This window comes from Bittarella massiliensis (ex Durand et al. 2017) (assembly GCF_001486165.1).
In the GTDB taxonomy this organism is placed as follows: Bacteria; Bacillota; Clostridia; order Oscillospirales; family Ruminococcaceae; genus Bittarella; species Bittarella massiliensis.
Window position 1 is genome coordinate 628,081 of record NZ_LN908977.1, and the last position, 26,906, is coordinate 654,986.

22 protein-coding genes and 4 tRNA genes are annotated in these 26,906 nt (G+C 62.9%); 18 read left to right on the forward strand and 8 right to left on the reverse strand.

Annotated elements, in window-relative coordinates; genetic code table 11:
• The first annotated feature begins 1 nt into the window (after position 1).
• From BN3266_RS09895 to BN3266_RS09920, 6 genes are all read left to right on the forward strand, one after another.
• Positions 2 to 1,045 carry an L-threonylcarbamoyladenylate synthase gene (locus BN3266_RS09895; protein WP_059005026.1) on the forward strand — a complete coding sequence of 348 codons (1,044 nt, stop codon included), beginning with the start codon at positions 2 to 4 and terminating at the stop codon, positions 1,043 to 1,045.
• Positions 1,038 to 1,637, forward strand: a complete 600-nt coding sequence (gene coaE / locus BN3266_RS09900; protein ID WP_059005027.1) for a dephospho-CoA kinase — start codon at positions 1,038 to 1,040, stop codon at positions 1,635 to 1,637. The genes BN3266_RS09895 and coaE overlap by 8 nt, the downstream gene beginning before the upstream one ends.
• Positions 1,619 to 3,034, forward strand: coding sequence for an aminopeptidase (locus tag BN3266_RS09905; RefSeq protein WP_353590444.1), 1,416 nt, complete (start codon positions 1,619 to 1,621; stop codon positions 3,032 to 3,034). The genes coaE and BN3266_RS09905 overlap by 19 nt, the downstream gene beginning before the upstream one ends.
• Before the next feature lie 137 nt (positions 3,035 to 3,171).
• Positions 3,172 to 4,398 (forward strand): MFS transporter, encoded by a 1,227-nt coding sequence (locus BN3266_RS09910; protein WP_059005028.1) that lies wholly within the window; start codon positions 3,172 to 3,174, stop codon positions 4,396 to 4,398.
• A gap of 85 nt (positions 4,399 to 4,483) precedes the next feature.
• Positions 4,484 to 4,559, forward strand: a tRNA-Ala gene (locus BN3266_RS09915).
• A gap of 271 nt (positions 4,560 to 4,830) precedes the next feature.
• Positions 4,831 to 4,906, forward strand: a tRNA-Ala gene (locus BN3266_RS09920).
• 109 nt (positions 4,907 to 5,015) lie between these two features.
• Here the strand turns inward: BN3266_RS09920 and BN3266_RS09925 are convergent.
• From BN3266_RS09925 to BN3266_RS09940, 4 genes are all read right to left on the reverse strand, one after another.
• On the reverse strand, positions 5,016 to 5,882 hold the full coding sequence (locus BN3266_RS09925) for an MBL fold metallo-hydrolase (RefSeq protein ID WP_059005029.1): 867 nt from the start codon (positions 5,880 to 5,882) through the stop codon (positions 5,016 to 5,018).
• Between the two features lie 88 nt (positions 5,883 to 5,970).
• A complete protein-coding gene (locus BN3266_RS14450) occupies positions 5,971 to 6,438 on the reverse strand; it encodes a hypothetical protein (protein WP_059005030.1) in 468 nt (155 codons plus the stop codon).
• 929 nt (positions 6,439 to 7,367) lie between these two features.
• The gene (locus BN3266_RS09935) at positions 7,368 to 8,534 is read right to left on the reverse strand and encodes an NAD(P)-dependent malic enzyme (protein ID WP_059005031.1); all 1,167 of its coding nucleotides are present in this window, start codon (positions 8,532 to 8,534) and stop codon (positions 7,368 to 7,370) included.
• Positions 8,535 to 8,634: 100 nt separating this feature from the next.
• Positions 8,635 to 10,023, reverse strand: coding sequence for an aspartate ammonia-lyase (locus BN3266_RS09940; protein WP_059005032.1), 1,389 nt, complete (start codon positions 10,021 to 10,023; stop codon positions 8,635 to 8,637).
• A gap of 342 nt (positions 10,024 to 10,365) precedes the next feature.
• Between BN3266_RS09940 and BN3266_RS09950 the strand changes: the two genes are divergently transcribed.
• The 12 genes from BN3266_RS09950 (at position 10,366) to BN3266_RS10010 (ending at position 22,686) form a co-directional block, all read left to right on the forward strand.
• Entirely contained in the window at positions 10,366 to 10,803 is a 438-nt protein-coding gene (locus BN3266_RS09950) for an Lrp/AsnC family transcriptional regulator (RefSeq protein WP_021659938.1), read from the forward strand.
• Positions 10,804 to 10,928: 125 nt separating this feature from the next.
• Positions 10,929 to 11,004: transfer RNA gene (locus tag BN3266_RS09955), tRNA-Ala, on the forward strand.
• A gap of 47 nt (positions 11,005 to 11,051) precedes the next feature.
• Positions 11,052 to 11,128: transfer RNA gene (locus BN3266_RS09960), tRNA-Val, on the forward strand.
• A gap of 587 nt (positions 11,129 to 11,715) precedes the next feature.
• Positions 11,716 to 12,324 carry a TetR/AcrR family transcriptional regulator gene (locus tag BN3266_RS09965; RefSeq protein ID WP_021659937.1) on the forward strand — a complete coding sequence of 203 codons (609 nt, stop codon included), beginning with the start codon at positions 11,716 to 11,718 and terminating at the stop codon, positions 12,322 to 12,324.
• Positions 12,325 to 12,347: 23 nt separating this feature from the next.
• Positions 12,348 to 14,462, forward strand: a complete 2,115-nt coding sequence (locus BN3266_RS09970) for an efflux RND transporter permease subunit (RefSeq protein WP_059005034.1) — start codon at positions 12,348 to 12,350, stop codon at positions 14,460 to 14,462.
• A gap of 16 nt (positions 14,463 to 14,478) precedes the next feature.
• Positions 14,479 to 16,518 (forward strand): hypothetical protein, encoded by a 2,040-nt coding sequence (locus BN3266_RS09975; protein ID WP_154669055.1) that lies wholly within the window; start codon positions 14,479 to 14,481, stop codon positions 16,516 to 16,518.
• A gap of 335 nt (positions 16,519 to 16,853) precedes the next feature.
• Complete coding sequence (gene aroF / locus BN3266_RS09985; RefSeq protein WP_059005037.1) at positions 16,854 to 17,870, forward strand: 3-deoxy-7-phosphoheptulonate synthase; 1,017 nt, start codon at positions 16,854 to 16,856, stop codon at positions 17,868 to 17,870.
• Positions 17,867 to 18,877: a prephenate dehydratase gene (locus BN3266_RS09990; RefSeq protein ID WP_059005038.1), complete on the forward strand. Its 1,011-nt coding sequence runs from the start codon at positions 17,867 to 17,869 to the stop codon at positions 18,875 to 18,877. The genes aroF and BN3266_RS09990 overlap by 4 nt, the downstream gene beginning before the upstream one ends.
• A gap of 389 nt (positions 18,878 to 19,266) precedes the next feature.
• Positions 19,267 to 20,199, forward strand: a complete 933-nt coding sequence (locus tag BN3266_RS09995) for an alpha/beta hydrolase (protein WP_059005039.1) — start codon at positions 19,267 to 19,269, stop codon at positions 20,197 to 20,199.
• A complete protein-coding gene (locus tag BN3266_RS10000) occupies positions 20,199 to 21,476 on the forward strand; it encodes a hypothetical protein (protein ID WP_059005040.1) in 1,278 nt (425 codons plus the stop codon). Before BN3266_RS09995 ends, BN3266_RS10000 begins: the two co-directional genes overlap by 1 nt.
• The gene (locus tag BN3266_RS10005) at positions 21,473 to 22,138 is read left to right on the forward strand and encodes a DUF6320 domain-containing protein (RefSeq protein WP_021659927.1); all 666 of its coding nucleotides are present in this window, start codon (positions 21,473 to 21,475) and stop codon (positions 22,136 to 22,138) included. Before BN3266_RS10000 ends, BN3266_RS10005 begins: the two co-directional genes overlap by 4 nt.
• 224 nt (positions 22,139 to 22,362) lie before the next feature.
• Positions 22,363 to 22,686, forward strand: a complete 324-nt coding sequence (locus BN3266_RS10010; protein WP_021659926.1) for a hypothetical protein — start codon at positions 22,363 to 22,365, stop codon at positions 22,684 to 22,686.
• A gap of 67 nt (positions 22,687 to 22,753) precedes the next feature.
• On the opposite strand, the gene BN3266_RS10015 is transcribed toward BN3266_RS10010, so the two are convergent.
• The 4 genes from BN3266_RS10015 to BN3266_RS10030 form a co-directional block, all read right to left on the reverse strand.
• Positions 22,754 to 23,461, reverse strand: coding sequence for a putative ABC transporter permease (locus tag BN3266_RS10015; RefSeq protein WP_052537660.1), 708 nt, complete (start codon positions 23,459 to 23,461; stop codon positions 22,754 to 22,756).
• 157 nt (positions 23,462 to 23,618) lie between these two features.
• Positions 23,619 to 24,938, reverse strand: a complete 1,320-nt coding sequence (gene mgtE / locus BN3266_RS10020; RefSeq protein WP_242861791.1) for a magnesium transporter — start codon at positions 24,936 to 24,938, stop codon at positions 23,619 to 23,621.
• 426 nt (positions 24,939 to 25,364) lie between these two features.
• The gene (locus tag BN3266_RS10025) at positions 25,365 to 26,270 is read right to left on the reverse strand and encodes a DMT family transporter (protein WP_059005042.1); all 906 of its coding nucleotides are present in this window, start codon (positions 26,268 to 26,270) and stop codon (positions 25,365 to 25,367) included.
• Between the two features lie 6 nt (positions 26,271 to 26,276).
• The gene (locus BN3266_RS10030; RefSeq protein ID WP_059005043.1) at positions 26,277 to 26,900 is read right to left on the reverse strand and encodes a trimeric intracellular cation channel family protein; all 624 of its coding nucleotides are present in this window, start codon (positions 26,898 to 26,900) and stop codon (positions 26,277 to 26,279) included.
• Positions 26,901 to 26,906 lie beyond the last annotated feature (6 nt).

Consider the following 26,906-nt stretch of genomic DNA (forward strand, 5'->3'; position numbering starts at 1 on the left):
GGTGAGTGAGATCGACACCAAGCTGTTTGTCATAGACGACGTCGCCCGCGACGACGCCAAGCTGGCCGAGGCCGCCGCCATGCTGCGGGCGGGGAAGGTGGTGGCCATCCCCACCGAGACGGTCTACGGGCTGGGGGCCAGCATCGACTGCGACGAGGCCATCAAAAACGTCTTTTTGGCCAAGGGCCGCCCCCAGGACAACCCCCTCATCGTCCACGTGGACCGGGTGGAGATGGCAAAGGAGCTCTACGCCGATTTCCCGCCGGAAGCGCAGGCGCTGACCGACGCCTTCTGGCCGGGGCCGCTGACCATCATCCTCCCCAAGACCGAGCGGGTCTCCGCCACCGTGTCGGGGGGGCTCGACACGGTGGCCGTCCGGATGCCCTCCGACCCCATCGCCCACCGGCTCATCGAGCTGGCGGGGGTGCCCATCGCCGCCCCTTCGGCCAACCTGTCGGGCTATCCCAGCCCCACCACCGCCCGCCACGTGCAGCGGGACCTGACGGGCAAGATCGACGGTATCGTCTGCGGGCCCGACTGCCAGGTGGGGGTGGAGTCCACCGTGATCTCCCTGGCCGGCCCAGTGCCGGAGCTGCTGCGCCCCGGCGCCGTGACCCTGGAACAGTTGCGGGGGGTGCTGGGCCGCTGTGAGGCGTCCCCGGCCATCCTCCACATGCTGAGAGAGGGGGAGGTGGCTGCCTCCCCGGGGATGAAGTACAAGCACTACTCCCCCAAGGCGAACGTGGTGATTTTAAAGGGGGACTTTCCCGCCTACTGTGCCTACCTGAAAGACCACGCCGGGCCGGGCGTCTACGCCATGTGCTTTGACGGCGAGGAGGGGGCGCTCCCGGTGCCGGCGGTGCCCTATGGGCACCGGGAGTCGGACGAGGAGCAGGCCAGACACCTCTTTGCGGTGCTGCGGGACTTTGACGATCTGGGGGCCAAGACGGTCTACGCCCGCTCCCCCAAAGAGGAGGGGGTGGCCCTGGCCGTCTACAACCGGCTGCTGCGGGCCGCCGCCTTCGAGGTGATCGACCTTGGATAGGGCCCGGGTCATCGGCGTCACCGGCCAGACCGGGGCGGGCAAGTCCCTGATCACCGGTTGGCTGCGGGAGGCTGGGTGCCCCGCCATCGACTGCGACGCCTTTGCCAAAGAGGTGATGGACGGGGACCCCGCCTGCATAGGAGAGATCGGCGACGCCTTTCCCGGCTGCGTCAGGGACGGGGTCATCGACCGCGGGAAGCTGGGGCCGCTGGTCTTTTCCGATCCGGAAAAGCTGGCCGCCCTCAACGAGATCGTCAACCCCCGCATCCTGCGGGCCTTAAAGGAGACCATCGACGGCTGGCCAGAGGGGGAGATGCCCCTGATCGTGGACGGGGCGACCCTCATCGAGACGGGGGCCGCCGACCTCTGCGGCTTTTTGGTGGCCGTCACCTGCAGTGCCGCCGAGCGGATAAAGCGGATCGTCGCGAGGGACAATATATCGGAAAACCAGGCCAGGGATCGGGTGGCGAGCCAGCGGGAGGACCGCTTTTACGCCGCCCGTGTAGATTGGGTGATCGACAACAGCGCGGGCCCCCAGGCGGCCAAGGAGGCGGCAGGAGAGGCGCTGCGCAGATGGAAGGAGCGATTGTGATGAACGAGCTGTCCCAGGGCCAAGAGCTGGCCAAACAGCTTTTAATGGACGACAGAAACGGCGTGGAAAAGGTGGGCGCGGAGGAAATCTACCAGGCCGACCTGTTCTGCGAAAACTACAAGCAGTTTCTCGACTGCGGCAAGACCGAGCGGGAGGTGGCCGCCCAGGTCACCGCCATGCTGCAGCAAAACGGCTACCGCCCCTTTGTGCCCCAGACGGCCTACCAGCCGGGGGACAAGGTGTTTCTCAACAACCGGGGTAAGGCCATCATCGCCTGCACCATCGGCCGCCAGCCGGTGAGCGCGGGGGTGCACATCGCCGCCGCCCACATCGACTCCCCCCGGCTGGACCTGAAGCAGCGCCCCCTCTACGAGGAAAAGGACCTGGCCCTCTTCAAGACCCACTACTACGGCGGCATCAAGAAGTACCAGTGGACCGCCATCCCCCTGGCCCTGCACGGCGTCATCGTCAAGCAGAGCGGGGAAGTGGTGCCGGTCTGCGTGGGCGAGTCGGCCGACGACCCGGTGTTCTGCGTCACCGACCTGCTGCCCCACCTGGCCGCCGAGCAGATGAAGCGGACGCTGGGCGACGGCGTCAAGGGGGAGGAGCTGAACATCCTCATCGGCAGCCGCCCCTTCTTGGACGACAAGGTGTCCGAGAAGGTCAAGCTGAACATCATGCAGATCCTGGCCCAGAAATACGGCATCACCGAGCGGGACTTCCTCTCGGCCGAGCTGGAGATGGTGCCCGCCTTCAAGGCGCAGGACGTGGGCTTTGACCGCAGCATGATTGGCGCCTACGGCCACGACGACCGGGTCTGCGCCTACACCGCCCTCATGGCCGAGATGGCCGCTCAGTCCCCCGAGTACACCACCGTCACCATCCTGGCGGACAAGGAGGAGACCGGCAGCGACGGCAACACCGGCCTGAACTCCTCCTACCTGAAATACTTTGTGGCCGACTTGGCGGCCTGCTTTGGCGCCAACGGGCGGGACGTCCTCTCCCATTCCCGCTGCCTCTCGGCCGACGTGAACGCGGCCTATGACCCCACTTTCCCCGACGTGACCGAGCCGATGAACACCGCCTACCTCAACCGGGGCGTGGTGGTCACCAAATTCACCGGTTCCCGCGGCAAGGGCGGCACCTCCGACGCATCGGCCGAGTATGTGGGCTATGTGCGGCGGCTGCTGGAGCAGGAGAACGTGCTCTGGCAGACCGGCGAATTGGGCAAGGTCGACGCCGGCGGCGGCGGGACGGTGGCCCTTTACATCGCCAACCTCAACGTGGACGTCATCGACGTGGGGGTGCCGGTGCTCTCGATGCACGCGCCCTTCGAGGTGGTGTCCAAACTGGACGTCTACATGGCCTACCGGGCCTTCCGGGCGTTTTACAAGTAAGTGATTTTGCCTCCCTGAGGGGGAGGCGCCAAAAAGCGGGGGTGCTGCCCCCGCTTTTTGAGGGCATGGGCGAGCGGGCTCCCAGCGGCGGCTCTGCCGCCCGCCTGTGCCGCGACAACAAGAGGAGGATTTGACCCTTGAAAAAGAAAAAGAGCATCGCCCTGCTATTTGCCCTGTATGCTGTGCAGGTGACCCTCTCCAACTTCATCCACCCCATCACCCCCACCCTGTTTAAGGATCTGGGGTTCCCCGACTACATGTTCGGGGTGGCCTTTGCCGCCATGAGTTTTTCCAACTTTCTCTTCTGCCCCATCTGGGGGGTGGTGGGCGACAAGATCGGCCACCTGAAGATGTTCGGCATCACCGCCTTTGGCTACGGGCTGGGCCAGCTCTTCTTCGGCCTCGCCACCACCCCGGCCATGACCCTGCTGGCCCGGTTTTTCGGCGGCGCTTTTGCCGGCGGCTTTATGGTGGCCATCATGGCCTACCTGACCAACAACAGCGAGCCCGAAAAGCTGGCCTCCCGGATGAGCTATCTGGCGGCCCTCACCTCGGTCTTTACCGCCATCGGCTACCTGCTGGGCGGGGTGATCGGCGAGCGCTCGGTCTTTTGGGACTTTGCCCTGCAGGTGGGCGGCATCACCCTGGTCGCCATTTTGATGCCCCTGCTGGTGGCCGAGGAGCTGCCCGAGGTAGCGCCGAACGCCCCCAAGCAGAGCCTCAACCCCCTGAAGGCATTCATCTCCATGGGGAAGGGGATGTCCGCCCCGCTGGGCCTCTTTTTGGCGGCGGTCTTCTTCGCCAACTTTGCCACCATCGACTACGACAACGCCTTCAACTACTACATTAAGGCGGAGCTGGGCTTCCCCCCCTCCTACAACGGCATCATCAAGGCGGCCATCGGCATCATCGGCCTGCTCATCAACCTGACGGTCAACGTCTGGCTGGCGAGAAAGACCGACATGCGCCGCAGCATCGTCCCGGTCTTTGGCCTCTGCACGGCGACCCTGGTGGCCGTCTGCCTGGTGCCGGGGACCGCCCCCTTCATCGCCGCCAACGTCATCTTCTACCTCTTTAACGTGATGTACATCCCCATGCAGCAGACCCTGGTCACCAGCGACACCACCACCGGCAAGACCAGCGGCGAGCTCTCGGGTATCTTCAACGCCGTCAAGGCGGTGGGGATGATCGGCGGCTCCCTCTTTGCGGGGCTGATCTACACCGTCGGCGCCAAGCTGCCCTTCTGGTTTGGGGCCCTCTCCTTTGGGCTGGCGGCGGTGACCAGTGTTTTCAGCTTCCGCGCCTACCAGAAAAAGGGGCTTTTGAAGAAGGAGGAGACCCCTTCGTCCGCCGGGAAAAATTGAGTGAAATTTCTTGTAAAAAGGTGTTGACACAGACAATTCCCATTTGCTATAATAGCTACTGCCGGGTCAAACCGGCAGAGTGTCTGGGGCATTAGCGCAGCTGGGAGCGCGCCACACTGGCAGTGTGGAGGTCAGGAGTTCGATCCTCCTATGCTCCACCAGATGGAAACCGCACAACAAAAACATTTGTTGTGCGGTTTTGTTTTTGTATGACCCACTTTGTAACCCGTTTGAGAGGGGGTGAGAAGGGCGTCTTTCGCTCCCCCCTCGAAAAGGGCCGGTGTGTAAGTTGCCTTCTTGCGCGCAGTCCATTTGGCGGCCGGGTGCGGGGAGGGGAGGAGGGCCGCACTTCTGCAAAAAAGGCAAAAAAACGGTTGACAGAAATCGCTCGGTTTGGTATACTATAAAAGTCGAAAAAAGCAGTAGACATCTGGGGCATTAGCGCAGCTGGGAGCGCGCCACACTGGCAGTGTGGAGGTCAGGAGTTCGATCCTCCTATGCTCCACCAGAAAAAATGGCTTGGCAACATCGGTTGCCGGGCCATTTTGCTTTTGCAGGACAGAGGAAAAAGGGAAAGAGAAGGGGCGCACCATCTGGTGCGCCCCTTCTCTTTATTGCTAGATGGCTTTTTTGGCCGCCTGCTGCTTGCGGTTGCCGTGGACAAAGGAGAGGAGGTCCCCCTCCGCCTCCTCGTCCGGGTCGCACCCGTGGGCGCGGCGATAGCGGCCGAGGACGTCGGCTGGGTCGGTGCTTTCGCCCGCCAGCTCGCCGAGGGCGATGAGCCGCCGGTAATAGGCGGTGAATTCGCCGGCGTCCTGCACGTCCCAGTGGGAGTTGACGTAAAAGTGGCAGGGCAGGTCCTTGATTTTGTCGATCCGGGCGCGATAGTCGGCCAGGTCATAGCTCCACTCCCCGTGAAACATCTCCTGGCAGAGGCCGTCCCCGAGAAAGAGGACCCCCTCCTGGGGGCAGTAGACAACGGTGCTGTCCTCGCTGTGCTCCCCGCCCAGGTGGATCAGTTGGCAGGTGAGGCCGCCCAGCTCCACCGTCAGGGTCTGGTCAAACAGGATGTCGGCCCCCTGCACGGCGATGGCGCGCTGCGCGCCAAATTCCTTTTTGATGTTCTCGGCGCAGAAGGCGATCTCCTCGCCCTGGGCGACGCGGCGCGCCAGGGCGTCGTCGTCCCAGGCATAGCCGGCCATTTGCAGAAGGTGGGGCTGGGTGCGCTGGTTGGCCAGGGTGGTGAGGCCCATCTCCGGCGCGCCGAAGACGTGATCCCAGTGCCAGTGGGTGAGGGCCAGATAGCGCGGGGCCGCCACGCCAAGGGCCGAAATGCCCTGTAAAAAGGCGCGGGCGTGGGCGGGGGAGTTGCCGCCGTCCACCACCAGAGAGGCGGTTTTCCCGGCAATGAGCCCCAGGGCGGGGCGGTCGGTGTCGTGGTTGTGTTTCATCACAAAGACGTGGGGGGTGAGCTGACGCAGCATGGCGGACATCCTTTCTGTTTGGCCCGTTTTGGCCGATTTGGAAGGTCTACTGCCATTATAGCACGAAAGGACGCCCGGCGGCAGGGGATCATTCCACCTGGTGGATGATCAGGGTGGCGAGGGTATCGTCAGGGGAGGTGGAGGAGATGGTAAAGGCGGAAGAGGAGGAGAGGCGGAAGCTGGAGGCGCTCTCCAGTCGGATGAGCGCCTGCGCCGCGTAGAAGCCCGGTTCGCCGGTCTCCTTTTCAATGCGCAGGAAGGTGCCGGGCAGGTCGTTTCCGTTGACTTGCAGGGTAAAACGGGTGCTCAGCGCAGAGGCGCGCGGGAGGTTGAGGTCGAAATTGAGCCAGTAGACGCCTGGGCGGAGGATGTGAAAGATCCCATAGTCGGAGATGATGTCATCTGTCCGGGGCCCCTCTCCCTCGATCGGCAGCCCGCCGAACAGGCCACTGATGTGAAGGGTGCCGTTTTGGTAGAAGAAGGCGTAAGAGCAGTCGGGCGCAGAGCCGGTTGCCCCGGTTGGTCCAGTGGGGCCGGTATTCCCCTGTATCCCCATAGGCCCCTGGGGGCCGGCGGGGCCGGTCGCGCCTCTCGGCCCGGCGGGCCCGGTGTCTCCCGGCCAGCCCATGGGTCCGGTAGGCCCTTGTATCCCCATGGCCCCTTGCGGGCCGGTGGGACCGGTCGTACCGGGGAGGCCTTGCATCCCTCTCGGGCCGGTTGGCCCAGTATCGCCGGGCCAACCCATGGGTCCCTGTGGCCCGGTAGCACCCTGAGGCCCGGTGGGCCCGGGGCATCCCCGCGGACCCTGTGGGCCGGTGGCGCCAGTTGAGCCCGGCAAGCCCATGGGGCCGGTATCGCCGGGCCAACCCATGGGCCCCTCTGGGCCGGTGGGTCCGGGGCATCCCCGTGGACCTTGTGGCCCGGTGGGTCCAGGACATCCCCATGGGCCCCGCGGTCCGGTGGCCCCGGTAACTCCTCTCGGTCCGGCGGGCCCAGGGCATCCTCGCGGCCCCTGTGGCCCGGTGGCTCCAGGTTTGCCGGGCAGCCCCATGGGTCCGGTGTCACCAGGCCAACCCATGGGCCCTTGCGGCCCGGTGGCCCCGGTGGAACCTTTCGGTCCAGTGGGCCCGGGACACCCTCGCGGCCCCTGCGGGCCGGTGGCTCCGGGTCTGCCCGGCGCTCCCATAGGCCCGGTGTCGCCGGGCCAGCCCATGGGCCCTTCTGGGCCGGTGGGTCCGGGACATCCCCGCGGGCCTGTGGGCCCGGTAGGCCCGGGACAGCAGCAGGTCTGCCGGGGCGGCGGACAGCTGGAACAGGGCGATGAACAGTTGCGGTTGCACATAAATAATACCTCGCTTTCACAGATGTGGTCGCGGTATCCTATGTGCCGGCAAAAGGAAAGGTTGCCCGCCAGCGGGACAGAAAAATGCCCGGGCTGGCGGCCCAGGCATAAAAGGGAGGGGGTCCTTTCAAAAAGAGAGAAAATCAGCGGTTTTCTTTTTCCCATGCTTCCCGCACGGCTTTGGCGACGGCGGGGGCCACCTCCTTGCAGAAGGGGCTGGGGATGATGTTCTCCTCCCCCCGCTCATCTTCGGGGATCAGGGAGGCGATGGCGAAGGCGGCGGCCACCTTCATCCCCTCGGTGATGCGGGCGGCGCGGGCGTCCAGCGCCCCCCGGAAGAGGCCGGGGAAGGCCAGCACGTTGTTGATCTGATTGGGGTAGTCGCTGCGCCCGGTGCCGACGATTCGCGCGCCGCCGGCCTTGGCCTCGTCGGGGGTGATTTCGGGGTTGGGGTTGGCCATGGGGAAGACGATGGCGTCTTTGGCCATGGAAGTCACCATCTCCCGGCTGACGATGCCGGGGGCGGAGACCCCCACAAAGACGTCGGCCCCCTTCAGGGCGTCGGCCAGGGTGCCGCTCAGGCACTCCTCATTGGTCAGCTGGGCCAGCGCCAGCATGCTGGGGTTGAGTTTTTCCGGCTCCTGCCGGTTGAGGATGCCGAAGCGGTCGCAGACGGTCAGGTGGCGGATGCCGATGTCCATCAGCATCCGAGAGATGGCGGTGCCGGCAGCGCCCGCGCCGTTGACCACCACCTTGACCTCCCCCAGCTCCTTCCCCACCACCTTGAGGGCGTTGATGAGGGCCGAGCAGACGACGATGGCGGTGCCGTGCTGATCGTCGTGGAAGACGGGGATGTCCAGCTCCTCCTGCAGCCGCTTTTCGATGGCAAAGCAGCGGGGGGCGGCAATGTCCTCCAGATTGATGCCGCCCAGGGTGGGGGCGATGTGGCGGACCGTCTCCACGATCACGTCGTCGTCCTGGCTGTCGATGCAGATGGGGATGGCGTCGACGTCGGCAAACTCTTTGAAGAGGGCGCACTTTCCCTCCATCACCGGGATGGCGGCGGACGCGCCGATGTTGCCCAGCCCCAGCACGGCCGAACCGTCGGTGACCACGGCCACAAAGTTGCCCTTGCTGGTGTAGCGGTAGACGTTTTCCGGGTTTTTGTGGATCTCGATGCAGGGCTGGGCGACGCCGGGGGTGTAGGCGATGCTTAGATCGTCCTTGTTCTCGATTTTCATCTTGGACACCACCGACAGTTTGCCCCCGCATCTCTCGTGGGCTTTCAGCGACTCTTCAAAGTAATTCACCGCTTGTCTCCTCCTCTGTATGCGCCCCAAAAGCAGGGCGGCTCGTTTTCTCTTCTTCAAGTATACCGTACTCTCGCGCGGGATGCATCTTCTTTTCCCATCAGTCCCCAGGGGTGGTCATGGAGAGGGGGTCGAGCAGCTCTTCCAGGGACTTTTCGTCCAGCAGGTGTTCCTCCACGGCCAGTTTGCGCACCGGCTGGTGGACCTTGAGGGCCTCTTTGGCGAGGCTGGCGGCCCGCTGGTAGCCGATGGCGGGGCAGAGGGCAGTGACGATGCCCACGCTCTCCTCCACCAACTGGCGGCAGCGCTCGCGGTTGGCGGTGATGCCGCTGACACAGTTGTCGGTGAAGGTGCGCACGGCTTCCCGCAGGGAATCCAGCTCCAAAAAGAGGGTGAAAAAGACCACCGGCTCAAAGGCGTTGAGTTCCAACTGGCCGGCCTCGGCGGCCATGGTGATGGTGCCGTCCCCCCCAGCGATGAGGAAGGCCACCTGGGTCACCACCTCGGGGATGACCGGGTTGACCTTTCCCGGCATGATGGAGGAGCCGTTTTGCTTGGCGGGGAGGGAGATCTCCCCCAGCCCGGTGCAGGGCCCGCTGGAGAGGAGCCGCAGGTCGTTTGCCATCTTCGAGAGGGTGACGGCGCAGGCCTTGAGGGCGCCCGAGACGGCCACGAAGCAGTCGATGTTCTGGGTGCCGTCGATCAGGTCCTCTGCCTGGGTCAGGCGCAGGCCGCTGACCTCCGCCAGGGTGGGGACGATGTGCTCGCGGTAGTAGCGGGTGGTGTTGACGGCGGTGCCGATGGCGGTGGCGGCCATGTTGATGGTCTCCAGTTCCGACTCGGCCCGGCGCAGCCGGGCGGCCGCCCGCTCCACCGCGCTGGCGTAGGCCCCAAAGGACTGACCCAGGCGGATGGGCACCGCGTCCTGCAGCTGGGTGCGGCCCATCTTCACCACGTCGTCGTATTCCCTGGCCTTGCTCCGCAGGGTGGCGGCCAGCCGGTCGAGCTCGCCCAGCACCTCGGGCAGCAGGGCGAGGGCGGTCATCTTGCCGGCGGTGGGGTAGACGTCGTTGGTGGACTGGGCCATGTTGACGTGGTCGTTGGGGTGGACCACCGAGTAGTCGCCCTTGGTCCCGCCCAGCAGCTCGATGGCCCGGTTGGCGATGACCTCGTTGGCGTTCATGTTGGCGGAGGTGCCGGCGCCGCCCTGGATGGGGTCGACGATGAAGCTGTCCATCAGCCGGTCGGCCAACACGTCGTCACAGGCGCGGCAGATGGCGTCGCAGCGGCGCTGGTCCAGTTTGCCGGCGGCGAGGTTGGTCAGGGCGGCGGCCTTTTTGATCTGCGCCAGGCTGTGGATAAAGCGGGTGTGCATCCGCTGGCCGGTGATGGGGAAATTCTGCCTGGCCCGCAGGGACTGCACGCCGTAGTAGGCGTCGGCGGGCACCTGCAGGGTGCCGATGGAATCGGATTCGGTGCGGGTATTCATAAGGGCTTCCTCCTTATAAAAGGCGGCGGGCGGCGCTTGGCGGCTCGCTTCGGCCTTGCTGCTGCGGGGCGTTGGCCCCTCACTTCGCCTTCAGTATACGGCGGGGTCGGGCGGGGGTAAAGGGTTTGCGGGCAATGGAAAACAAAGCCATCAAAAAGGGGGGCGCGGCGAAAAAAAGAAAAGGCAAAGGGGGCTTCGACCTTCTTTTCTTCACCTTTGTGAAGGAGTTGTCAGCCGCTGTTTTTTTCACTTGCCAAAGGGCGGGGGAGGCCGGTATAATAAGAGAGAAAAAGCCCCTCTTCCGCGGCTGCTGGGAGGGGGCGAGTGGGGGAGGCGCAACCGGTGGACACCATTGACAGACAGATCTTGGAGATTTTGGAGAGAGACGCCCGCACCCCCCTCAAAAAAATCGCGGCGGCGGTCTTCCTCTCCCCGCCGGCGGTGTCGGCCCGCATCGAGCGGATGGAGCAGCGGGGGGTCATCACCGGCTATCGGGCGCTGCTGGACCCCCAGCGGTTGGGCTATGCCATCACCGCCCTCATCAACATCGCCATCCTCCCCAAGCACCAGCCCGCCTTTGCCCAGTTTGTCAAGGGCTGTTCCAACGTGACCGAGTGCTACCATGTGGCGGGCACCTACTCGATGCTCCTCAAGGCCTGTTTTGCCACCACCGGCCAGGTGGATTCCTTTGTCGAGTCGCTGCAGCGCTACGGAAAGACCCAGACCCAGATCGTCCTCTCCACCGTGGTGGAGCCGCGGGAGGTAGAGCCCCTTTTGTAGGGGAGGATTTTTTGCGCAAAAGGGAAAAAAGGGGTTGCATTTTTATCCCATTGTGATATAATATCTCTTGCAGTCGCGGTGCTGCCGGGTTGCTTCCCGTGCTTTGCCGCCTTTCAAATCCATTTGGGGGCATAGCTCAGTTGGTAGAGCGATACGTTCGCAACGTATAGGTCATGGGTTCGATTCCCACTGTCTCCACCACCTGGATCAGCCGCAATTTGCCGCTTGATTCTTTTACAAAAAAATATGGAGGCGTAGCTCAGCTGGTTAGAGTGTTCGGTTCACATCCGAAAGGTCGTGGGTTCGAGTCCCTCCGTCTCCACCATTTTTGTACAGTCCGTTTCGACGGGCTGTTTTTTTCTGCCTCTTTTTGGTTCACCCCCGCGCCAACGGCGCAGGAGTGTTTTTGCCGTGCTGGTAGAGGTGGAGAGGGGTGGGGCGGAGGAAGCGGGAGTTGCCATTTCACTGCCGTGTGGGAAGGGGAGGTGGGAGAGGGAGGCGCTTCTCAGCAATATAGAATTGCCACCATCCCCTGTTGTGGGTGGGCGGACCTGACTACCCCGCCTGACCGATTGCTGCCAAACGGCGTTCCGGCGTGTTTTGAAAGGGCGGCTCTCCGCTCGCCCTAGGGGGATGTGGATTGAAATGTGGGAGATGCTTTCTAGGACTACTGCTTCTCGAAGTCGTCCCCCATGCGGGGGAGGATGGCTAAAATCCGAAAAGCGGCCATTTTGCAGAGAAATCTGCACAAAAGAGGCGCGATAAAATAGGGCATAGCTGATAAAATGATGAAAATGACCAATCGTCAATTTATAAGGTTGACTTTTGGTCAGTTCATGCATACAATAGCAACTGTAAGAAAAGTGACCAATCGTCATTTTTGATTCGGCGGCAGAAAGAGAGGCGAAAGAAGTGCTGGTAGACAAGATCCAGGACAAGAAAAAGCAGAAAAAAGAGAGGTTGGAGCAGGCGGCCTACGACCTGTTCAGCGAACAGGGGTTCAGCGAGACCTCCATCGACCAGATCGCCCGCCGGGCGGGGGTCGCCAAGGGGACGTTTTACCTCTATTTTCCCGACAAAGAGGCCCTGCTCAACCAGGTGATCTTCAAGTGCAGCAGCCGGATCTTTAAAGAGGCGATGCAGGAGAGCCGGTTCAAACAGCTCGACGACTGGGTCGAGCGGGTAATCGTTCTCATCGACTACGTCATCGAGCTGTTCAAAGAGCGGCCCAACGACCTGAAGGTCATCAACAAAAACCTCTCCTGGAGCATGGTGGGTGACCAGGTGGAAAAGGGCGACGGCGAGGGCGTCGACCAGGAGTTCGCCGAGCTGTTGAGCTACTACCTGGAGCAGTTGGAGGGCCGCGGGTATGAGCGCAAGGCCGCCTTTCAGCTGATTTTCATGGTGGTTGAACTGGTGGGGGCCGTCTGCTACTCCTCCCTTGTCCTGGGTCAGTTGGGGCCGATCGACGAACTCAAGCCCATGCTCTTTGAGACGGTCCGGAAGATGATCCGAAACTAAACTTTGCAATTGGGGATGAAAGTATGAAGGAGAAAGCGGCTCGCTTTGTCGTCAAAAAGCGAATTGCCATTTTGATCGTGGCCGTGGCCCTGCTCATTCCGTCGGCCATCGGCTTTGTCAAGACCTTTGTCAACTACGACATACTCACCTACCTCCCGGCCGACCTGGATTCGATGATCGGCCAGAACATGCTGGAAGACGACTTTCACATGGCCTCCACCGCCATGCTGGTGGTGGACGGGATGGAGGACTACCAGGTGTCGCAGCTCAAGGAGAAGGTGGCTGCGGTCCCGGGGGTGCGCCAGGTCCTCTGGGCCGACGACATCTTCGACAACGGGGTGCCCCGGGAGATGCTGCCGGAGGATGTGAGGAGCGTCTTTTACAGCGACAGCGGCACCATGATGATCATCAGCTTTGACGAGCCCATGGCCGCGGAGGGGACCCTGAAGGCCATTGAGCAGATCAAATCGGTGACCGGGGAGCAGTGCTTTTTGGGCGGCATGGCCGCCATTGTGCAGGACACCAAGGCCTTGGCCGACCAGGAGACCCCCCTCTACGTTCTGGTGGCGGTGCTTTTGTGCATGGCGGTCCTCTGGCTGGGGCTGGAATCCACCGTGGTGCCCTTCATCTTCCTGCTGGGCATCCTTTTCCCCATCCTCTACAACTTCGGCACCAACATCTTTTTGGGGCAGATCTCCTACATCACCAAGGCCCTGGCGGCGGTGCTGCAGCTGGGGGTGACCATGGACTTCTCCATCTTCCTCCTCCACCGCTTTGAGGAGGAGAAGCAGCGCTGTCCCGACAAGGAGGAGGCCATGGTCAAGGCCATCAGCGCCACCCTCACCTCCATCGCGGGCAGCTCCATCACCACCATCGCCGGCTTTCTGGCGCTGTGCACCATGCGCCTGACGTTGGGGCGGGACATCGGCATCGTCATGGCCAAGGGGGTGCTGCTGGGGGTCATCTGCACCGTCACCATCCTGCCCGCCCTCATCCTCTTTTTCGACAGGGCGATCGACAGGCACACCCACCCGGTGCTCATCCACGAGTTGGAGCGGGTGCCCTCGTTCATCTGCAAGCACTACAAGGGCATTTTGGTGGCCTTTGTGGCCCTCTTTATCCCCTTTGCCATCGCCCAGGCCAACACCGACCAGTACTACGCCCTGGACGAGACCCTGCCCCAGGACCTGCCCTCCATCGTGGGCACCAACAAGCTCAAAAATGACTTCAACATGACCACCACCCACTTTGTGCTGGTGGACGACAAACTGGACAGCTACCGCCTCAAGGAGATCAGCGACCGCATCGAGGGGCTCGACGGGGTGGACCTGGTCATCTCCTACGACAAGTACGTGGGCGGGCGGATCCCCGACGACATCGTCCCCGACGAGCTGCGCGACCAGATCGACGCCGGGGGCAAAAAGCTGATGATGGTCAACTCGGTCTACAAGGCCGCCAGCGACGAGGAGAACCGCCAGATCGACCAAATCAACGAGATCATCAAGGCCTACGACCCCACCGCCGTGGTGGCGGGGGAGGGGGCCATGACCAAAGACCTCATCGAGGTGGCGGCGGTGGACTTTAAAAATGTCAACATCGCCTCCATTGTGGCCATCTTCATCATCATCGCTGTCTGCTTCCGCTCGGCGAGCATCCCCTTCCTGCTGGTGCTGGCCATCGAGTTTGCCATCTCCATCAACATGGGCATCCCCTTCTTCACCGGGACCACCCTCCCCTTTGTGGCGGGGATCGTCATCGGCACCATCCAGCTGGGGGCCACGGTGGACTACGCCATCCTCACCACCACCCGCTTTCGCGAGGAATTGCAGGCGGGGCGGGAGAAGATGGACGCCATCCGCGTCACGGTGCAGAAGTGTTCGCCCTCGATCATCACCAGCGGCCTGAGCTTCTTTGCCGCCAACATCGGCGTCGCCATCATCTCCAAGATGGACCTCATCAAGAGCCTCTGCGGGCTGATGGCCCGCGGCGCCATCATCAGCATGCTCTCCATCATCTTCGTGCTGCCGGCCCTCCTCATCCTCTGCGAGCCGCTGATCGCCAAGACGACCATCGGCTGGAGAAAGGCCGCCAAGCTGCTAAAAGGGCGCAAAAAAGAGCCCGAATATCAGGAATTGTAGTGGGAGGAATCACGGTATGAAAACGTCTCATGTGCTGAAAAAATCCGCTTGCATCGCCCTTTCGGCAGCGCTCCTGCTGCCCGCTGTCCCCGCCTTTGCCGCCGACGGCACCACCAAGGACGAGACGGTCTATGTCTTTTTGAATCCTGACGGCACCGTCACCAGCCAGACGGTGAGCAGTTGGGTCCACAGCGACGGGGGCATCCGCTCGGTGCGGGAGGAGGTCGCCCTGCAGAACATCCGCAACGTCAAGAATGCGGCCGCCCCCCAGCTCGACGGCGATGTCCTCACCTGGGATATGGACGGGAACGACGCCTACTACACCGGCACCAGCGACAAGACCCCGCCGGTCTCGGCTGTCATCAGCTACAAGCTGGACGGGGAGGAGATCTCCCCGCAGGAGCTGGCCGGGAAGAGCGGCCGGGTGGAGATCACCATCGCCCTGCAAAACAACCTCTCCCGCCAGGCCACCGTGGACGGGGAGAGCCGGACCATCTACACCCCCTTCATCGTCGCCGGGGTCGCCGACCTGCCCACCGACCACTTTTCAAACGTCACCTGCGAGGGGGGGAGTGTCCTCTCCGAGGGGCAAAACCAGATCGTCGCCTTTGTGGCCAGCCCGGGCCTAAAGGAGAGTTTGGGGCACAGCGCCTCCCTGGTGGAGGACACGGTGGGCTTTTCCATGCAGGAGCAGTTCACCATCCAGGCCGACGCCACCGACTTTGAGCTGGGCTCCATCATGCTGGGGGCCACCGGGGAACTGCCCCTGGAAAAATTGAAAGAGGCCAGCTCCGCCGGCGAGGTGAGCGAGGCGCTGGACTCGCTGAAAAGCGCCACCGACCAGCTTTTTGACGGCACCTCCCAACTGGCCGACGCCACTGGTCTCTTCGCCGACAAGATGGGGCAGTTCGACCAGGGGGTCGCCAAGTTGGGCAGCGGCGCTGGGGAGCTGAAAGGCGGCACCGGCCTGCTGGTGAGCGGGGTGCAGGAGCTGGGCGACAAGCTGGGCCTGGGGATGGGCCAGCTGCGCGAGGGCTCTGCCCAGCTCTCCGCCGGCAGCCAGGAACTGCTGGCGGGGGTGAACGGCTACACCACCCAAGTCGAGGGCAAGGTGGGCGAACTGGCCGAAAAACTCGACGGGATGGGCACCCAGCTCGACGGGGTCAAGACCCAGGTGGCCGCCGACAAGCAGGCCCTGATCGACGGGATGACCCAGGCGGGCACCGAGGTGAAGGTCACCCTGGGAGGCGACATGACCGCCCTGGGCCAGTCCATCGGCGCCTACGTGGCGGCGGTGAACGCCGACCCTGCCGCCACCCAGGCCGAAAAAGAGGCGGCGGCCCTGATGTGGCAGCAGTTTAGCCAGCTGAAGACCGACCTGGAGAGCCACGGCAAGACCCTGCAGTCCATCAGCACCGCCGCCCAGTCCCTGGGCAAGACGGTGGACGGGGTGTTCGCCACCGTCGGCAAGGAGTTTGGCGACGCCAAGACCGAGCTGGCCGCCACCCAGAAGGCCCTGGCCGAGTACGGCAAGAAGCTGCGGGACGGGGCCAAGGACGTCAGCGACGGCGCGGCCGCCCTTCAGGAGGGGGTCGACGCGGGCGCAAAAGATGCCAAAGACGGAGTTGGCCGGTTGCAGCAGGGCGCCGCTGATTTGAACGAGGGGGCCGCCGAGCTGCAGCAGGGCGCCGAGGACGCCCGCGCCGCCTCCTCCCAGTTGGCCGAGGCGGCCGACACCCTGCGGGACAAGACGGGGGAGCTCAACGAGGGGATGGAGGCCTACAAGATCACCGGCATCGACCCTATGTGCAGCGAGCTGGGCGACCTGACCGGCGACCTGGACGAACTGCTGGAGGTCAAGGACCTGCTCGTCGAGCAGTCAGAGGCCTTTACCAGCTATTCCGGCAGCCCGGAGGGCAGCGAAGTGAGCACCAAATTCCTGCTCAAGACCAGCGAGATCAAGGAGAAAGAAGAGGCAAAACCGGTGGTCCTCGCCACCGAGAACACCCAGAAAAAGGGCCTTTGGGAGCGCATCAAGGGCATCTTTGTCAAATAGTTATCGCAGAAAAAGGACGGGCCGAAATGGGGCCTGCCCTTTTTTGCGCCAAAAAAAGCGGAAGGTTTTGGTTGACAAAGCGGGGGGATGCGGGTATCATAAACCTACAGACCGAAAGGATGGACGGCAAAATGGCGCATCTGGAACACCGCTTTTTCCGCTTTAGCAGCTTGGGCTTCTTTTTTAGCTCGAGCTTTTTTGGCGTGGATCGGGCAGTGTGTCAGACGATGCGAACCGTTTAGAGGTCCCGGCTTTTCGGGCAATTTTAAACAGTGAACGCCTCTGGCAACCTGCCAGGGGCGTTTTTGTTTGCAGAAATAGGGAGGAAGAGAGAGATGGTCGTCATCTTGAAACAGGGGGTCACCAAGACCCAGATCGAGGAGTTCACCAACTGGATCCAGCAGCAGGCAGAGGTGCAGGTGAGCGCGGTGTACGGCGCGCAGACCACCATTTTGGGGCTGGTGGGGGACACCTCCGCCATCGACATCGATTTGGTCAGTTCCAAAGACGTGGTGGAGACGGTCAAGCGGGTGCAGGAGCCCTACAAAAACGCCAACCGCAAGTTCCACCCCGACGACACGGTGGTCACAGTGGCGGGGGACAGGACCATTGGCGGCACCCAGTTCTCGGTGATCGCCGGCCCCTGCTCGGTGGAGAGCGAGGAGCAGATCATCGAGGTGGCAAGGCGGGTCAAGGCCGCCGGGGCCACCGCCCTGCGGGGGGGCGCCTTCAAGCCCCGCACCTCGCCCTACTCCTTCCAGGGGCTCAAGGCCGAGGGGCTGGATCTGCTGCGCCGCGCCCGGCAGGTCACCGGGCTGCCCATCGTCACCGAGATCATGAGCCTGGCGCACCTGGACCTCTTTGCCGATGTGGACGTGATCCAGGTGGGGGCCCGCAACATGCAGAACTTCGAGCTGCTCAAGGAGCTGGGCCACTGCGACAAGCCCATCCTCCTCAAGCGGGGACTGGCCAACACCATCGAGGAACTGCTGATGAGCGCCGAGTACATCATGGCCGGGGGCAACCACAACGTCATCCTCTGCGAGCGGGGCATCCGCACCTTTGAGAGCTACACCCGAAACACCCTCGACATCTCGGCGGTCCCCATCCTCAAGCGGGTCTCCCACCTGCCGGTGGTGGTGGACCCCAGCCACGCCACCGGCATCACCTGGCTGGTGGAGCCCCTCTCCAAGGCCGCCATTGTGGCCGGGGCCGACGGCCTGATCATCGAGGTGCACAACGACCCCGGCCACGCCCTCTCGGACGGGGCGCAGTCCCTCACCCCCGACCAGTTTGACGGGGTGATGGGGGAGATCGGCCGCACGGTGGACTTCTGCGGCAAGACCCTGTGAGGCCGGCCGAGGAGGCCCTCGAGGCCCTGGCCCGGGCGGCGGCCGAAGAGACCGGCAGTTCCGCAGCCGCCGCCCGGGAGATGGCGGCAGCGCTCTACACCGCCCTGCTGGGCTGCTGCGGGCAGGGAGGGGCCGGTGGAGGAGAGCTGGCGCGGCTGATTGCCGCCGCCCCCCAGGCCCCCCGATGGGGGAGCGCGCCCCAGGTGGCCTGCCCCGGGGTGGAGGGGGCCTTTACCCACCAGGCCTGCCGGACCCTCTACCCCGGCGGCGAAGTCTCCTTCTACCCCGAATTTGCCGATGTCTTTGAGGCGGTGGAAGGGGGCCGGGTGGACGTGGGGGTCCTGCCCATCGAGAACTCCACCGCCGGCTCGGTGCTGGACGTCTACACCCTCTTGGGGGAACACCGGTTTTTCATCGTCAACGCCACCTCCCTCCCCATCGAGCACTGTCTGCTGGCCCCCCAGGGCGCGGCGCTCGACGGGGTGCGGCAGGTCTACTCCCACCCCCAGGCGCTGGGCCAGTGCCGGCACTACCTGGCGGCCCACCCCGGCTGGGAGAGCAGCTCCTTTTCCAACACGGCGGCCGCGGCCAAGTACGTGAAGGGGGAGGGGGACCGCGCCAAGGCGGCCATCGCCTCCGCCCTCTGCGCCCAGCTCTATGACCTGCAGGTTTTGGAGCAGGGGATCGAGGACGCCAGCGGCAACCGCACCCGCTTCATTGCCGTGGCCAAGGAGCCGGTGATCCTACCCCAGGCGGACCGGGTCAGCATCCTGGCCGTTCTCCCCCACCGAAAGGGGTCGCTCTTCTCCTTCCTGGCCCGGTTTGCGGCCGCGGGGCTCAACCTCTGCAAGATCGAGTCCCGCCCCATCCCCGGCCGGCGCTTTGAATTTGTCTTCTACCTGGACTTTGAGGGCAGCGTCCGCGGGGAGAAGACCCTGGCCCTCCTCTCCTCCCTGGAGGGGCAGGTGGAGCGGCTCGCCTTTTTGGGCAACTATCCCGACCGATAGATCGGCTTTTCCGCTGTTTTGCAGGGCCGCTCCAGCTCTTTATAGCTGGGGCGGCTTTTTTTGTCAAAGAGGGGAAGTTTGGGCGGGGGCATGGGAATCTGCCGTCCGGCGTGGTATAATAGCGGCAGAGCTCCTGTTGCGGCGGGGCCGTTCCCCCCTTTGACTGCGCGGGAAAAGGGGGCGGCACTCCAACGGATGACAACGGATAAAGGCGCCGTCCGCCGCCCTGCGCGGCTGTCGGCCGGCCGCCGCGACAGGGGACAGACAGGGGAAAGGGCCGCCGCGCCCTGCCCCTTGCCCCCCGCCGCCGGGCCGCGCATCCGGCCAGAGCGCCCTTGCACAGGACCCTGTGGAAGGGGCTATCACGAGAGAAAGAGGAGGGAATTTGTATGGCCATCAACCCCGTGGTGCGGGCGGCCCTCAAGGCCCTGTCCTACCCCGATATCAGCATCAAAAAGCACTACAAGCTGCAGCGGCGGCTGGTGGATGTGACCAACCTGCACCTGCTAAAACCCCTCTACACCAGCTTTGACCACCTGATCCAGGTGGGGGACCACCAGATCCCCGCCCGCATCTACACCCCGGAACTGCCCGGAAACGAGGGGGCGCTCCTCTTCTTCCACGGCGGCGGCTGGGTCACCGGCAACATCGACAGCTACGACCGGGTCTGCACCGACTTGGCGCGCAAGACCCACCGCCTGGTGATGTCGGTGGACTACCGGCTGGCCCCCGAGCACCGGTTCCCCGCCGCGCTGGAGGACTGCTACGCCGCGGCCAAAGAGGTGTTTTTGCACCCCGAGTGGGTCTTTGCCGAGAGGGCGGAGGACATCGCCCTCATCGGCGACAGCGCCGGGGGGAACCTGGCGGCGGCCGTCTCCCTGATGGCAAAGGACAGGGGGGAGTTCATGCCAACCCGGCAGATCCTCATCTACCCGGCCACCTATAACGACCACACCGAGAACTCGCCCTTCCCCTCCGTCCGGGAGAACGGCAGCGACTACCTGCTCACCTCCAGGCGGGTGCAGGAGTACATGGAGCTCTACCAGGGCAGCGAGGAGGATCTGCAAAACCCCTACTTCGCCCCCCTTCTGGCAGAGGATCTGAGCGGCCAGCCCGAGACCCTGCTCATCACTGCCCAGTACGACCCCCTGCGCGACGAGGGGGAGGAGTACGGCCGCCGCCTGGCCAAGGCGGGGGTGCGGGTGGAGGCGCACCGCGCCACCGACGGGCTGCACGGCTTTTTCTCCCTTCCCGCCAGCTTTGAGCAGGTGGCCGAGTGCCACCGCCTCATCGATCGCTTTTTGAAAGAAGGTCCGGCCTGATGACGGCAAGACAGCGCGACGCCGCGTGGGAGCCGCTGGACAATGCGGCCAAAATATTTCCCTCCATCAGCAGCAAGCGGGACACCAAGGTCTTTCGCTTTGCCTGTGAGCTGCGCGAAGGGGTGGACCCGGCGCTCTTGCAGCAGGCGCTGGACGAGACCATCGAGGATTTCCCCATCTTTCGCTCCACCCTGCGGGAGGGCTTTTTCTGGCACTACCTCAAAGAGAGCAGCCAGCGCCCCCTGGTGCAGCTGGAGAGCGAGCTGCCCTGCAGCAACCTCTACGACGCCAACAACCCCGGCCTTCTCTTTGAGGTGAGCTACTACGGCCGGCGGATCAATCTAGAGGTCTATCACGCCCTCACCGACGGGACCGGCGCCCTGCAATTTCTGCGCGCCCTGGTCTGCCGTTACCTCTACCTGCGCCACCCCGAGGGGTTTGCCGCCCCGCCCACCCCACTGCACGGGGCCTCTTTTTCCGAGATGGCGGAGGACAGCTTTCAGAAATACTACACCACCTCTTCCAAAAACAAGGTGCGCAGCGAGCCGGTCTACAAGCTGCGGGGGGTGCGCCTGCCCGAGGGGCGGATGCAGATCATCGAGGGGGTGCTGCCGGTGAAGGCGGTGCTGGCCGCCGCCCGGGAGCGGGGGGTGACCATGACCGTCCTCCTCACCGCCCTCTTCCTCTGCGCGGTGGACAAAAACGCCGTGCTGCGGCGCAAGCGCCACCCGGTGGTGGCGGCGGTGCCGGTCAACCTGCGCAACTACTTCCCCTCGGAGACGGCGCGCAACTTCTTCTGCACCATCAATGTGGGATACCACTTCGGCCGGGACCCGGGAGATTTAGAGAGCGTGATGGCCTCGGTCCGGCGCCAATTTGAAGAGTTGCTGACCCGCGAAAACCTGGCCAAACGGATGAACGGCTACTCGGCCCTCGAGCACAACGCCCTGGTGCGGGTGGTCCCCCTGGGGCTGAAAAACATCATCCTGCGCATTGCCGGCGCCATCGCCGAGCGCGACCACACCATTTCCATCTCCAACATCGGCAAGGTGAGCATGCCCGCGGGGTGTGAGCAGTACATCCGCCTCTTCGACGTCTTTGTGAGCACCAACATCCTGCAGCTGTGTCTCTGCTCCTTCGGGGAGGACCTGACCCTCAGCTTCTCCTCCGCCTTTCGCAACACCGATGTGCAAAAGGACTTTTTCCGCTCCCTCACGGGGATGGGGATCCCCGTCGAAATCACCACCAACCGTCCGGAAGAGGAGGTGCGCCCATGAAATACTGCGAACAGTGCAAGCTCACCGTCACCGGGCAGCGCTCCCGTTGCCCCCTCTGCCAGAGTGTCCTGCGGGACGAGGGGGAGCCCTATGAAGAGGTGTTCCCGGTCATCCCCACCGTCTACAACCGCTTTCAGTTCTTCTTCAAACTGCTGATTTTCGCCTCGGCGGTCCTGGGCATCGTCTCGGTGGTGATCAACCTCCTGCTGCCGCAGAGCGGGGTCTGGTCCCTCTTTGTGCTGGGGGGGATCGGCTGTCTCTGGGTCTTTCTCTTCATCGCCGTGAGAAAGCGCAACAACATCCCCAAAAACATCCTCTGGCAGGTGGCGGTCGCCATCCTCTTCTGCCTGCTGTGGGACCTCTTCACCGGCTGGCACGGCTGGTCGGTGGACTACGTGGTCCCCAGCATCTGCGTGGCGGCCATGGCGGCCCTCGCTGTCACCGCCAAGGTCTTTCGGCTGGTGGTGGGGGACTTCCTCTTCTACCTGCTCATCAGCGTTCTCTTCGGCATCCTGCCGGTCATCTCCATCCTGTTGGGGTGGGTGCAGGTGCTCTACCCGTCCCTCATCTGCGTGGGGTGCAGCCTGGTCTCCCTGGCGGCGGTCTTGATTTTTCAGGGGGAGAACATGAAGCGGGAGTGGCGGCGGCGGATGCACCTCTAGTTCGCCTTTTGGCCCCCCGATCGGGCAGGGGAAAGGCAGCTGGCTAAAAAGCACATAAAACGAAAAGAACTGCACTTGTAAAGACAGCCTTTTTCCAGAATAATGCTGTACTTTTTTGCGGTCAAATGCTATGATTAAATAGAAAAAAGAGCAAAGTATTCTCCAATACTTGCAATGAAAGCTGCACAAAATACAGAAAAACCGATCGAAGGGGGGGATCTCCCATGTTCCCAGAAATTGACCGCCAGGCAATTTTGGAAATTGTGGAGGATGAAGAAAAGACCGACAAAATCATGGCCCTGTTGGAAGAGGCGGCCAAGAGAGAGAAGCAGCGCCGTCTTGAGCTTCAGGCAAAGGGCATTGAGCGCGCCCGCCAGAAGGGAACGACCCTCGGCAGACCCAGATTGCCGCTCCCGAGAGATTTCCCCAACATCTACCGGCGCTACAAGAGCAAGGAAATCACGGCGCAGCACGCACAGAAGCTCTGCAACATGAGCGCCAACACCTTTTACCGGGTCATCCACGAGTTTGAAGAGAAGAGCAAGTAAAAAAACACCCCCCGAACGCTTCGGGGGGTGTTTTTACCTGTTGGCAAACGGCAGGGGAGGCGGGGCGCTATTTGTTGGGCACGACCTTCATGTTGGGGTAGATCTCCCGCATCCGCGCGTCGTCAAAGCGGCGGTCCAAAAACTGGCCGAAACTGGTCTGGGGCGGGAGCCCCTCGGAGCGGTCGGTCCCGCGCTTGATGGCCGCCACCGAGAGGAGGATGTCAAAGCAGAGGAAGACGGCCAGCGCCCCGGCGGCCCAGTTGCCGTACTTTCGGGGGAACCGCTCGATGGCGCCGCAGAGGAGGGGATAGCAAAGGCGGATGAAGACCAGCCCCAGTACCCCCCAGAAGAAGGCGTACTTTAAAGTGGTGCGGCCGCCGATGTTGTACTTGGCGTGGCTGTACTGCCAGGAGACGGTGCCCAGGGCCAGCTCTTGCAGCAGGCTGCACAGGTATTCAAAGGCCGCGCCGGCAAAGGCGCTGACGCCGAAGATGACCAGCGGATTTTTGTCCCGCAGCCGGTAGAGCAGCAGGGTGAGGAGGACCGCCCCAAAGCCGTACACCTGGGAGAAAGGGCCGTAGACAAGCCCCTTGCGGCTCTCGAAGTAGCCGTTGTGAAAATACCAAAACAACATCTCCAAAATGTAGCCGAGGACGCTGGCCACAACGAAGATCCAAAACAGGGTATAGACGCCGGGGCGGTCGTTGATAGGCGATCTGCCCGAACGCCGCTCGGCGTGGCTGGCGGACTTTGCCGCCGCAGAGATGCTCTGCAACTTCTCCACCCTCTCTCTTTAGTATATTAAAAAGTATAGCGAAAAGAGTCGCAAAAGTCCAATCTTCGCAGAAAATGTAAGAAGTTTGACAGAAAAAAGACCATCTCTTGAAGGAGATGGCCTTTTTTGAAGCAGTTTTGGATTTGATTGGGAAAATCTACCCGCCGATGTGGAGGATAGCGGTGGCCAGAACAAAGTAGATGGTCAGGGAGACGGCGTCCACAATGGTGGTGATGAGGGGGCTTGCCATGATGGCGGGGTCGACCTTGCACTTTTCGGCCAGGATGGGCAGCAGGCCGCCGCAGATCTTGGCGACGATCACCGTGCAAAAGAGGCTGATGCAGATGGTGACGGCCACCATCAGGGAGACCCGGTCTAACAGCAGCAGCTTGCCCAGGTTGACCACCGCCAGCACCGAACCCACCAGCAGGCTGATGGCGAACTCCTTGCGGATGATCTTGAAGGCGTCCCGGGTCTTGATCTCCCCCAGGGCGAGGCCGCGGATGATCATGGTGGCCGACTGGGAGCCGGCGTTGCCGCCGGTGTCCATCAGCATGGGGATGTAGGCGGCCAGCAGCACCATGGAGGAGAGGACCTCGTCAAAGCGGCGGATGATGAAGCCGGTGATGGAGGCGGAGATCATCAGCACCAGCAGCCAGAGGATGCGGTGTTTGGCCAGCTCAAAGACGCTGGATTTGAGATAGCTGTCCTCCGACGGGGTGACGGCGCCCATGATGTAGATGTCCTCGGAGTTCTCCTCCTCGATGACGTCCAGCACGTCGTCGATGGTGATGACCCCCACCAGGCGGTTTTCCGAGTCCACCACCGGCATGGAGAGCAGTTCGTACTTTTTGAAGAGGTCGGCCACCACCGACTGGTCTTCGGTGGTGCCCACCGAGAAGATGTCCTTGTCCACGATCTCCTGGATGGTGGTGTCGTCGCGGGAGGTGAGGATGTTTTGCAGGGTGACGGTCCCCTCGAGCACCCGGGTGGCGCTGGTGACAAAGCAGGTCTCGATGGTCTCTTTTTCCAGGCTGTTGCGGCGGATGTCCACGATGGCCTGGGCCACCGTCTCGTCCTTTTTCAGCTCCATAAACTCCAGGGTCATCAGGCTGCCAGCCGAGTCCTCGGGGTATTTGAGGACCTGGTTGATGAGGCGGCGGGTGGCGGGATCGGTGTTTTTGAGGACCCGCTTGACGAGGTTGGCGGGCATCTCCTCGATGAAATCGACGGTGTCATCAAAAAACAACTCGTCCAGGATGGTGGCGAGCTCTTTGTCGGTGACGCCCTCGACGATGCGCTGCTGCACATCGGAATCCAGGTGGGAGAACACCTCTGAAGCGGTCTCTTTGGGCATCAGCCGGAAGAGGAGCACCAGGGTGTTCTCGGGCATCTCCTCAAACAGTTCGGCGATGTCCACCGGGTTTTCGTCCAGCAGCAAGGTGCGGGCCTGGGAGAACTGTCTCTCCTCCACCATGCGGCCCAGGTCTTCTAAGGTCTTGTAAAAGTCTTTCACTTGCATACCCTCCTTTTCGATCGAGTGGGAAAAACGGGGGAGACGGCGCCGCGCCAAAGGCGGTTTGCGACGGCGCCAGTCCGGCTTTTGCGCCGGGGCTTTTTGCCGCCAGGGCAGCAAAAAAAGCCACTGGATTGAGTATGTCCATGGCTTTCGTTTCGGTATGCACTTTTAAGAGAGGGCAATTTTCCACAGCAAAAGAAAGGCTATCTGTTTTGCAGGGGTGAAAACAGATACCGCTTGAGAGCAGAAAAACGCGCGCCGCATCGCTTAACTGTGCAACTTCGACTACCGCCAGCGTCCATCTTGTTTTCACCTCCCAATTCGCTTCATTTGCGTTTTCATTGTAAAACGGATCGGCCCAAAAGTCAAGGAAAAGCGGGCGGCTTACCCCTTTTTTACCCTGTCTTTTCGCCGGAAGAGGGCCTTAAAATCCAGCTCCACCACCAGCACCGAGAGGAGGATGATCAGCCCGCCCCCTACCAAGTTCCAGCTGAACCGGTCATACCCCCACAGCACCGAAAAAATGGTGCCGAAGAGCGCCTCGGTGGACATGATGAGGGCCGCCTTGGAGGCGCTTGCCCGCTGCTGGGCGTGCAGCTGCAACAGGTAGCAGACGCAGGTGCTGAACACCCCCAGGTAGAGGACCCCCACCAGCGCCAGTTTGGGCTGGATGGGGGGGAGGGAACCCGCCTCGAAGAGGAGGAAGGAGAGCCCCGACACCAGGGTGACGGTGAGCATCTGTATAAAGTTAAAGACCTTTACTTCAATGCGGGTGGAGATGTGGCCGATATAGGCGATCTGCACGGCAAAGACCACCGCGCCCGCCAGGGAGAAGAGGTCCCCCGCCCCCAGGTGAAGGGCGCCGCCCCCGGTGAGGACCCAGACCCCCACCATACAGGCGGCCGCCCCCAGCAGCGCCTGCTTTTTGGGGGGATGGCGCTCTGCCAGCCAGACGAAAAAGGGGACGAACGCCACATTGGTGCTGGTGAGAAAGGCGTTGTTGGAGGGGGTGGTGTGGGCCATGCCGAAGGTCTGCAGCACAAAGCCGACAAAGAGGAGCAGCCCCGAGATCACCCCCAGCCGCAGTTGGAGGGCGGTGATCTGCAGCAGCTGCCGCCAGGCCAGCAGCGCCATGGCCACCGAGGCGATGAGGAAGCGGGCGAACACCACCAAAAAGGGGGTGAGGCCGCCCTCCAGCGCCTGGGCGCCGGCCACATAACCGTACCCCCAGAGAACAGCCAGCAAAACCAGCTCGCCGGTGGCCTCTGTCCGCCGCAGCCAACCGATCATGGAAAATCACCTCGATACCGATGTTCTGCGCTCCCGCTGCACGGTGGGGATGCGCATCTGAAAGCGGATGGAAATCAACCGCAGCACAAAGATGAAGCCGATGCTTATGTAGGCGGCCACCTCCAGGGGGATCCACTGCCGCAAAAACCAGAAGAAGGTGCTGCCGGCGATGGAGGCCACCGCGTAGACGTCCTGGCGGAGGATGCGGGGGATCTCCCGGGAAAAGACGTCGCGGATCACCCCGCCCCCCACGGCGGTGATGAGGGAGACAAAGCTGAAGGTGATGAAGTTGAGCCCCATGTTCAGGGCGGTCAGCCCGGCCTCGACGGTGAAGGTGGCCAACCCCAAGGCGTCGAAGAGGTCCAGGGCAAAGGCCCACTTCAACTGCCCTTTGGTGAGGATGACCAGGGCGGTGGTGGCGCAGATGAGCAGGGTGTACTCGTAGCGCAGAAAGAAGGTGGGCAGCCCGTCTTTGATGATGATGTCCCGGATGACCCCGCCGCCGATGGCCGTGACCATGGCCAGCACCAGGATGCCGAAGTAGTCCATCCGCTTTTTGATGGCGGTGACGGCGCCGGAGACGGCAAAGGCCACAACGCCGATGTAGTCCAGATAGTCGATGATCCCCATGGCAGC

Coding starts and splice junctions, on each gene's coding strand:
- BN3266_RS09925 (WP_059005029.1), bottom strand. CDS start 5,882: ATGCTGCGTCAGCTCACCCCCCACGTCTTTGTGATGAAACACAACCAC.
- BN3266_RS09970 (WP_059005034.1), top strand. CDS start 12,348: ATGAAGGAGAAAGCGGCTCGCTTTGTCGTCAAAAAGCGAATTGCCATT.
- mgtE (WP_242861791.1), bottom strand. CDS start 24,938: ATGGTGGAGGAGAGACAGTTCTCCCAGGCCCGCACCTTGCTGCTGGAC.
- BN3266_RS09975 (WP_154669055.1), top strand. CDS start 14,479: ATGAAAACGTCTCATGTGCTGAAAAAATCCGCTTGCATCGCCCTTTCG.
- BN3266_RS09995 (WP_059005039.1), top strand. CDS start 19,267: ATGGCCATCAACCCCGTGGTGCGGGCGGCCCTCAAGGCCCTGTCCTAC.
- BN3266_RS10025 (WP_059005042.1), bottom strand. CDS start 26,270: ATGATCGGTTGGCTGCGGCGGACAGAGGCCACCGGCGAGCTGGTTTTG.
- BN3266_RS14450 (WP_059005030.1), bottom strand. CDS start 6,438: ATGGGGATACAGGGGAATACCGGCCCCACTGGACCAACCGGGGCAACC.
- BN3266_RS10005 (WP_021659927.1), top strand. CDS start 21,473: ATGAAATACTGCGAACAGTGCAAGCTCACCGTCACCGGGCAGCGCTCC.
- aroF (WP_059005037.1), top strand. CDS start 16,854: ATGGTCGTCATCTTGAAACAGGGGGTCACCAAGACCCAGATCGAGGAG.
- BN3266_RS09905 (WP_353590444.1), top strand. CDS start 1,619: ATGGAAGGAGCGATTGTGATGAACGAGCTGTCCCAGGGCCAAGAGCTG.
- BN3266_RS09940 (WP_059005032.1), bottom strand. CDS start 10,023: ATGAATACCCGCACCGAATCCGATTCCATCGGCACCCTGCAGGTGCCC.
- BN3266_RS10030 (WP_059005043.1), bottom strand. CDS start 26,900: ATGGGGATCATCGACTATCTGGACTACATCGGCGTTGTGGCCTTTGCC.
- BN3266_RS10010 (WP_021659926.1), top strand. CDS start 22,363: ATGTTCCCAGAAATTGACCGCCAGGCAATTTTGGAAATTGTGGAGGAT.
- BN3266_RS10000 (WP_059005040.1), top strand. CDS start 20,199: ATGACGGCAAGACAGCGCGACGCCGCGTGGGAGCCGCTGGACAATGCG.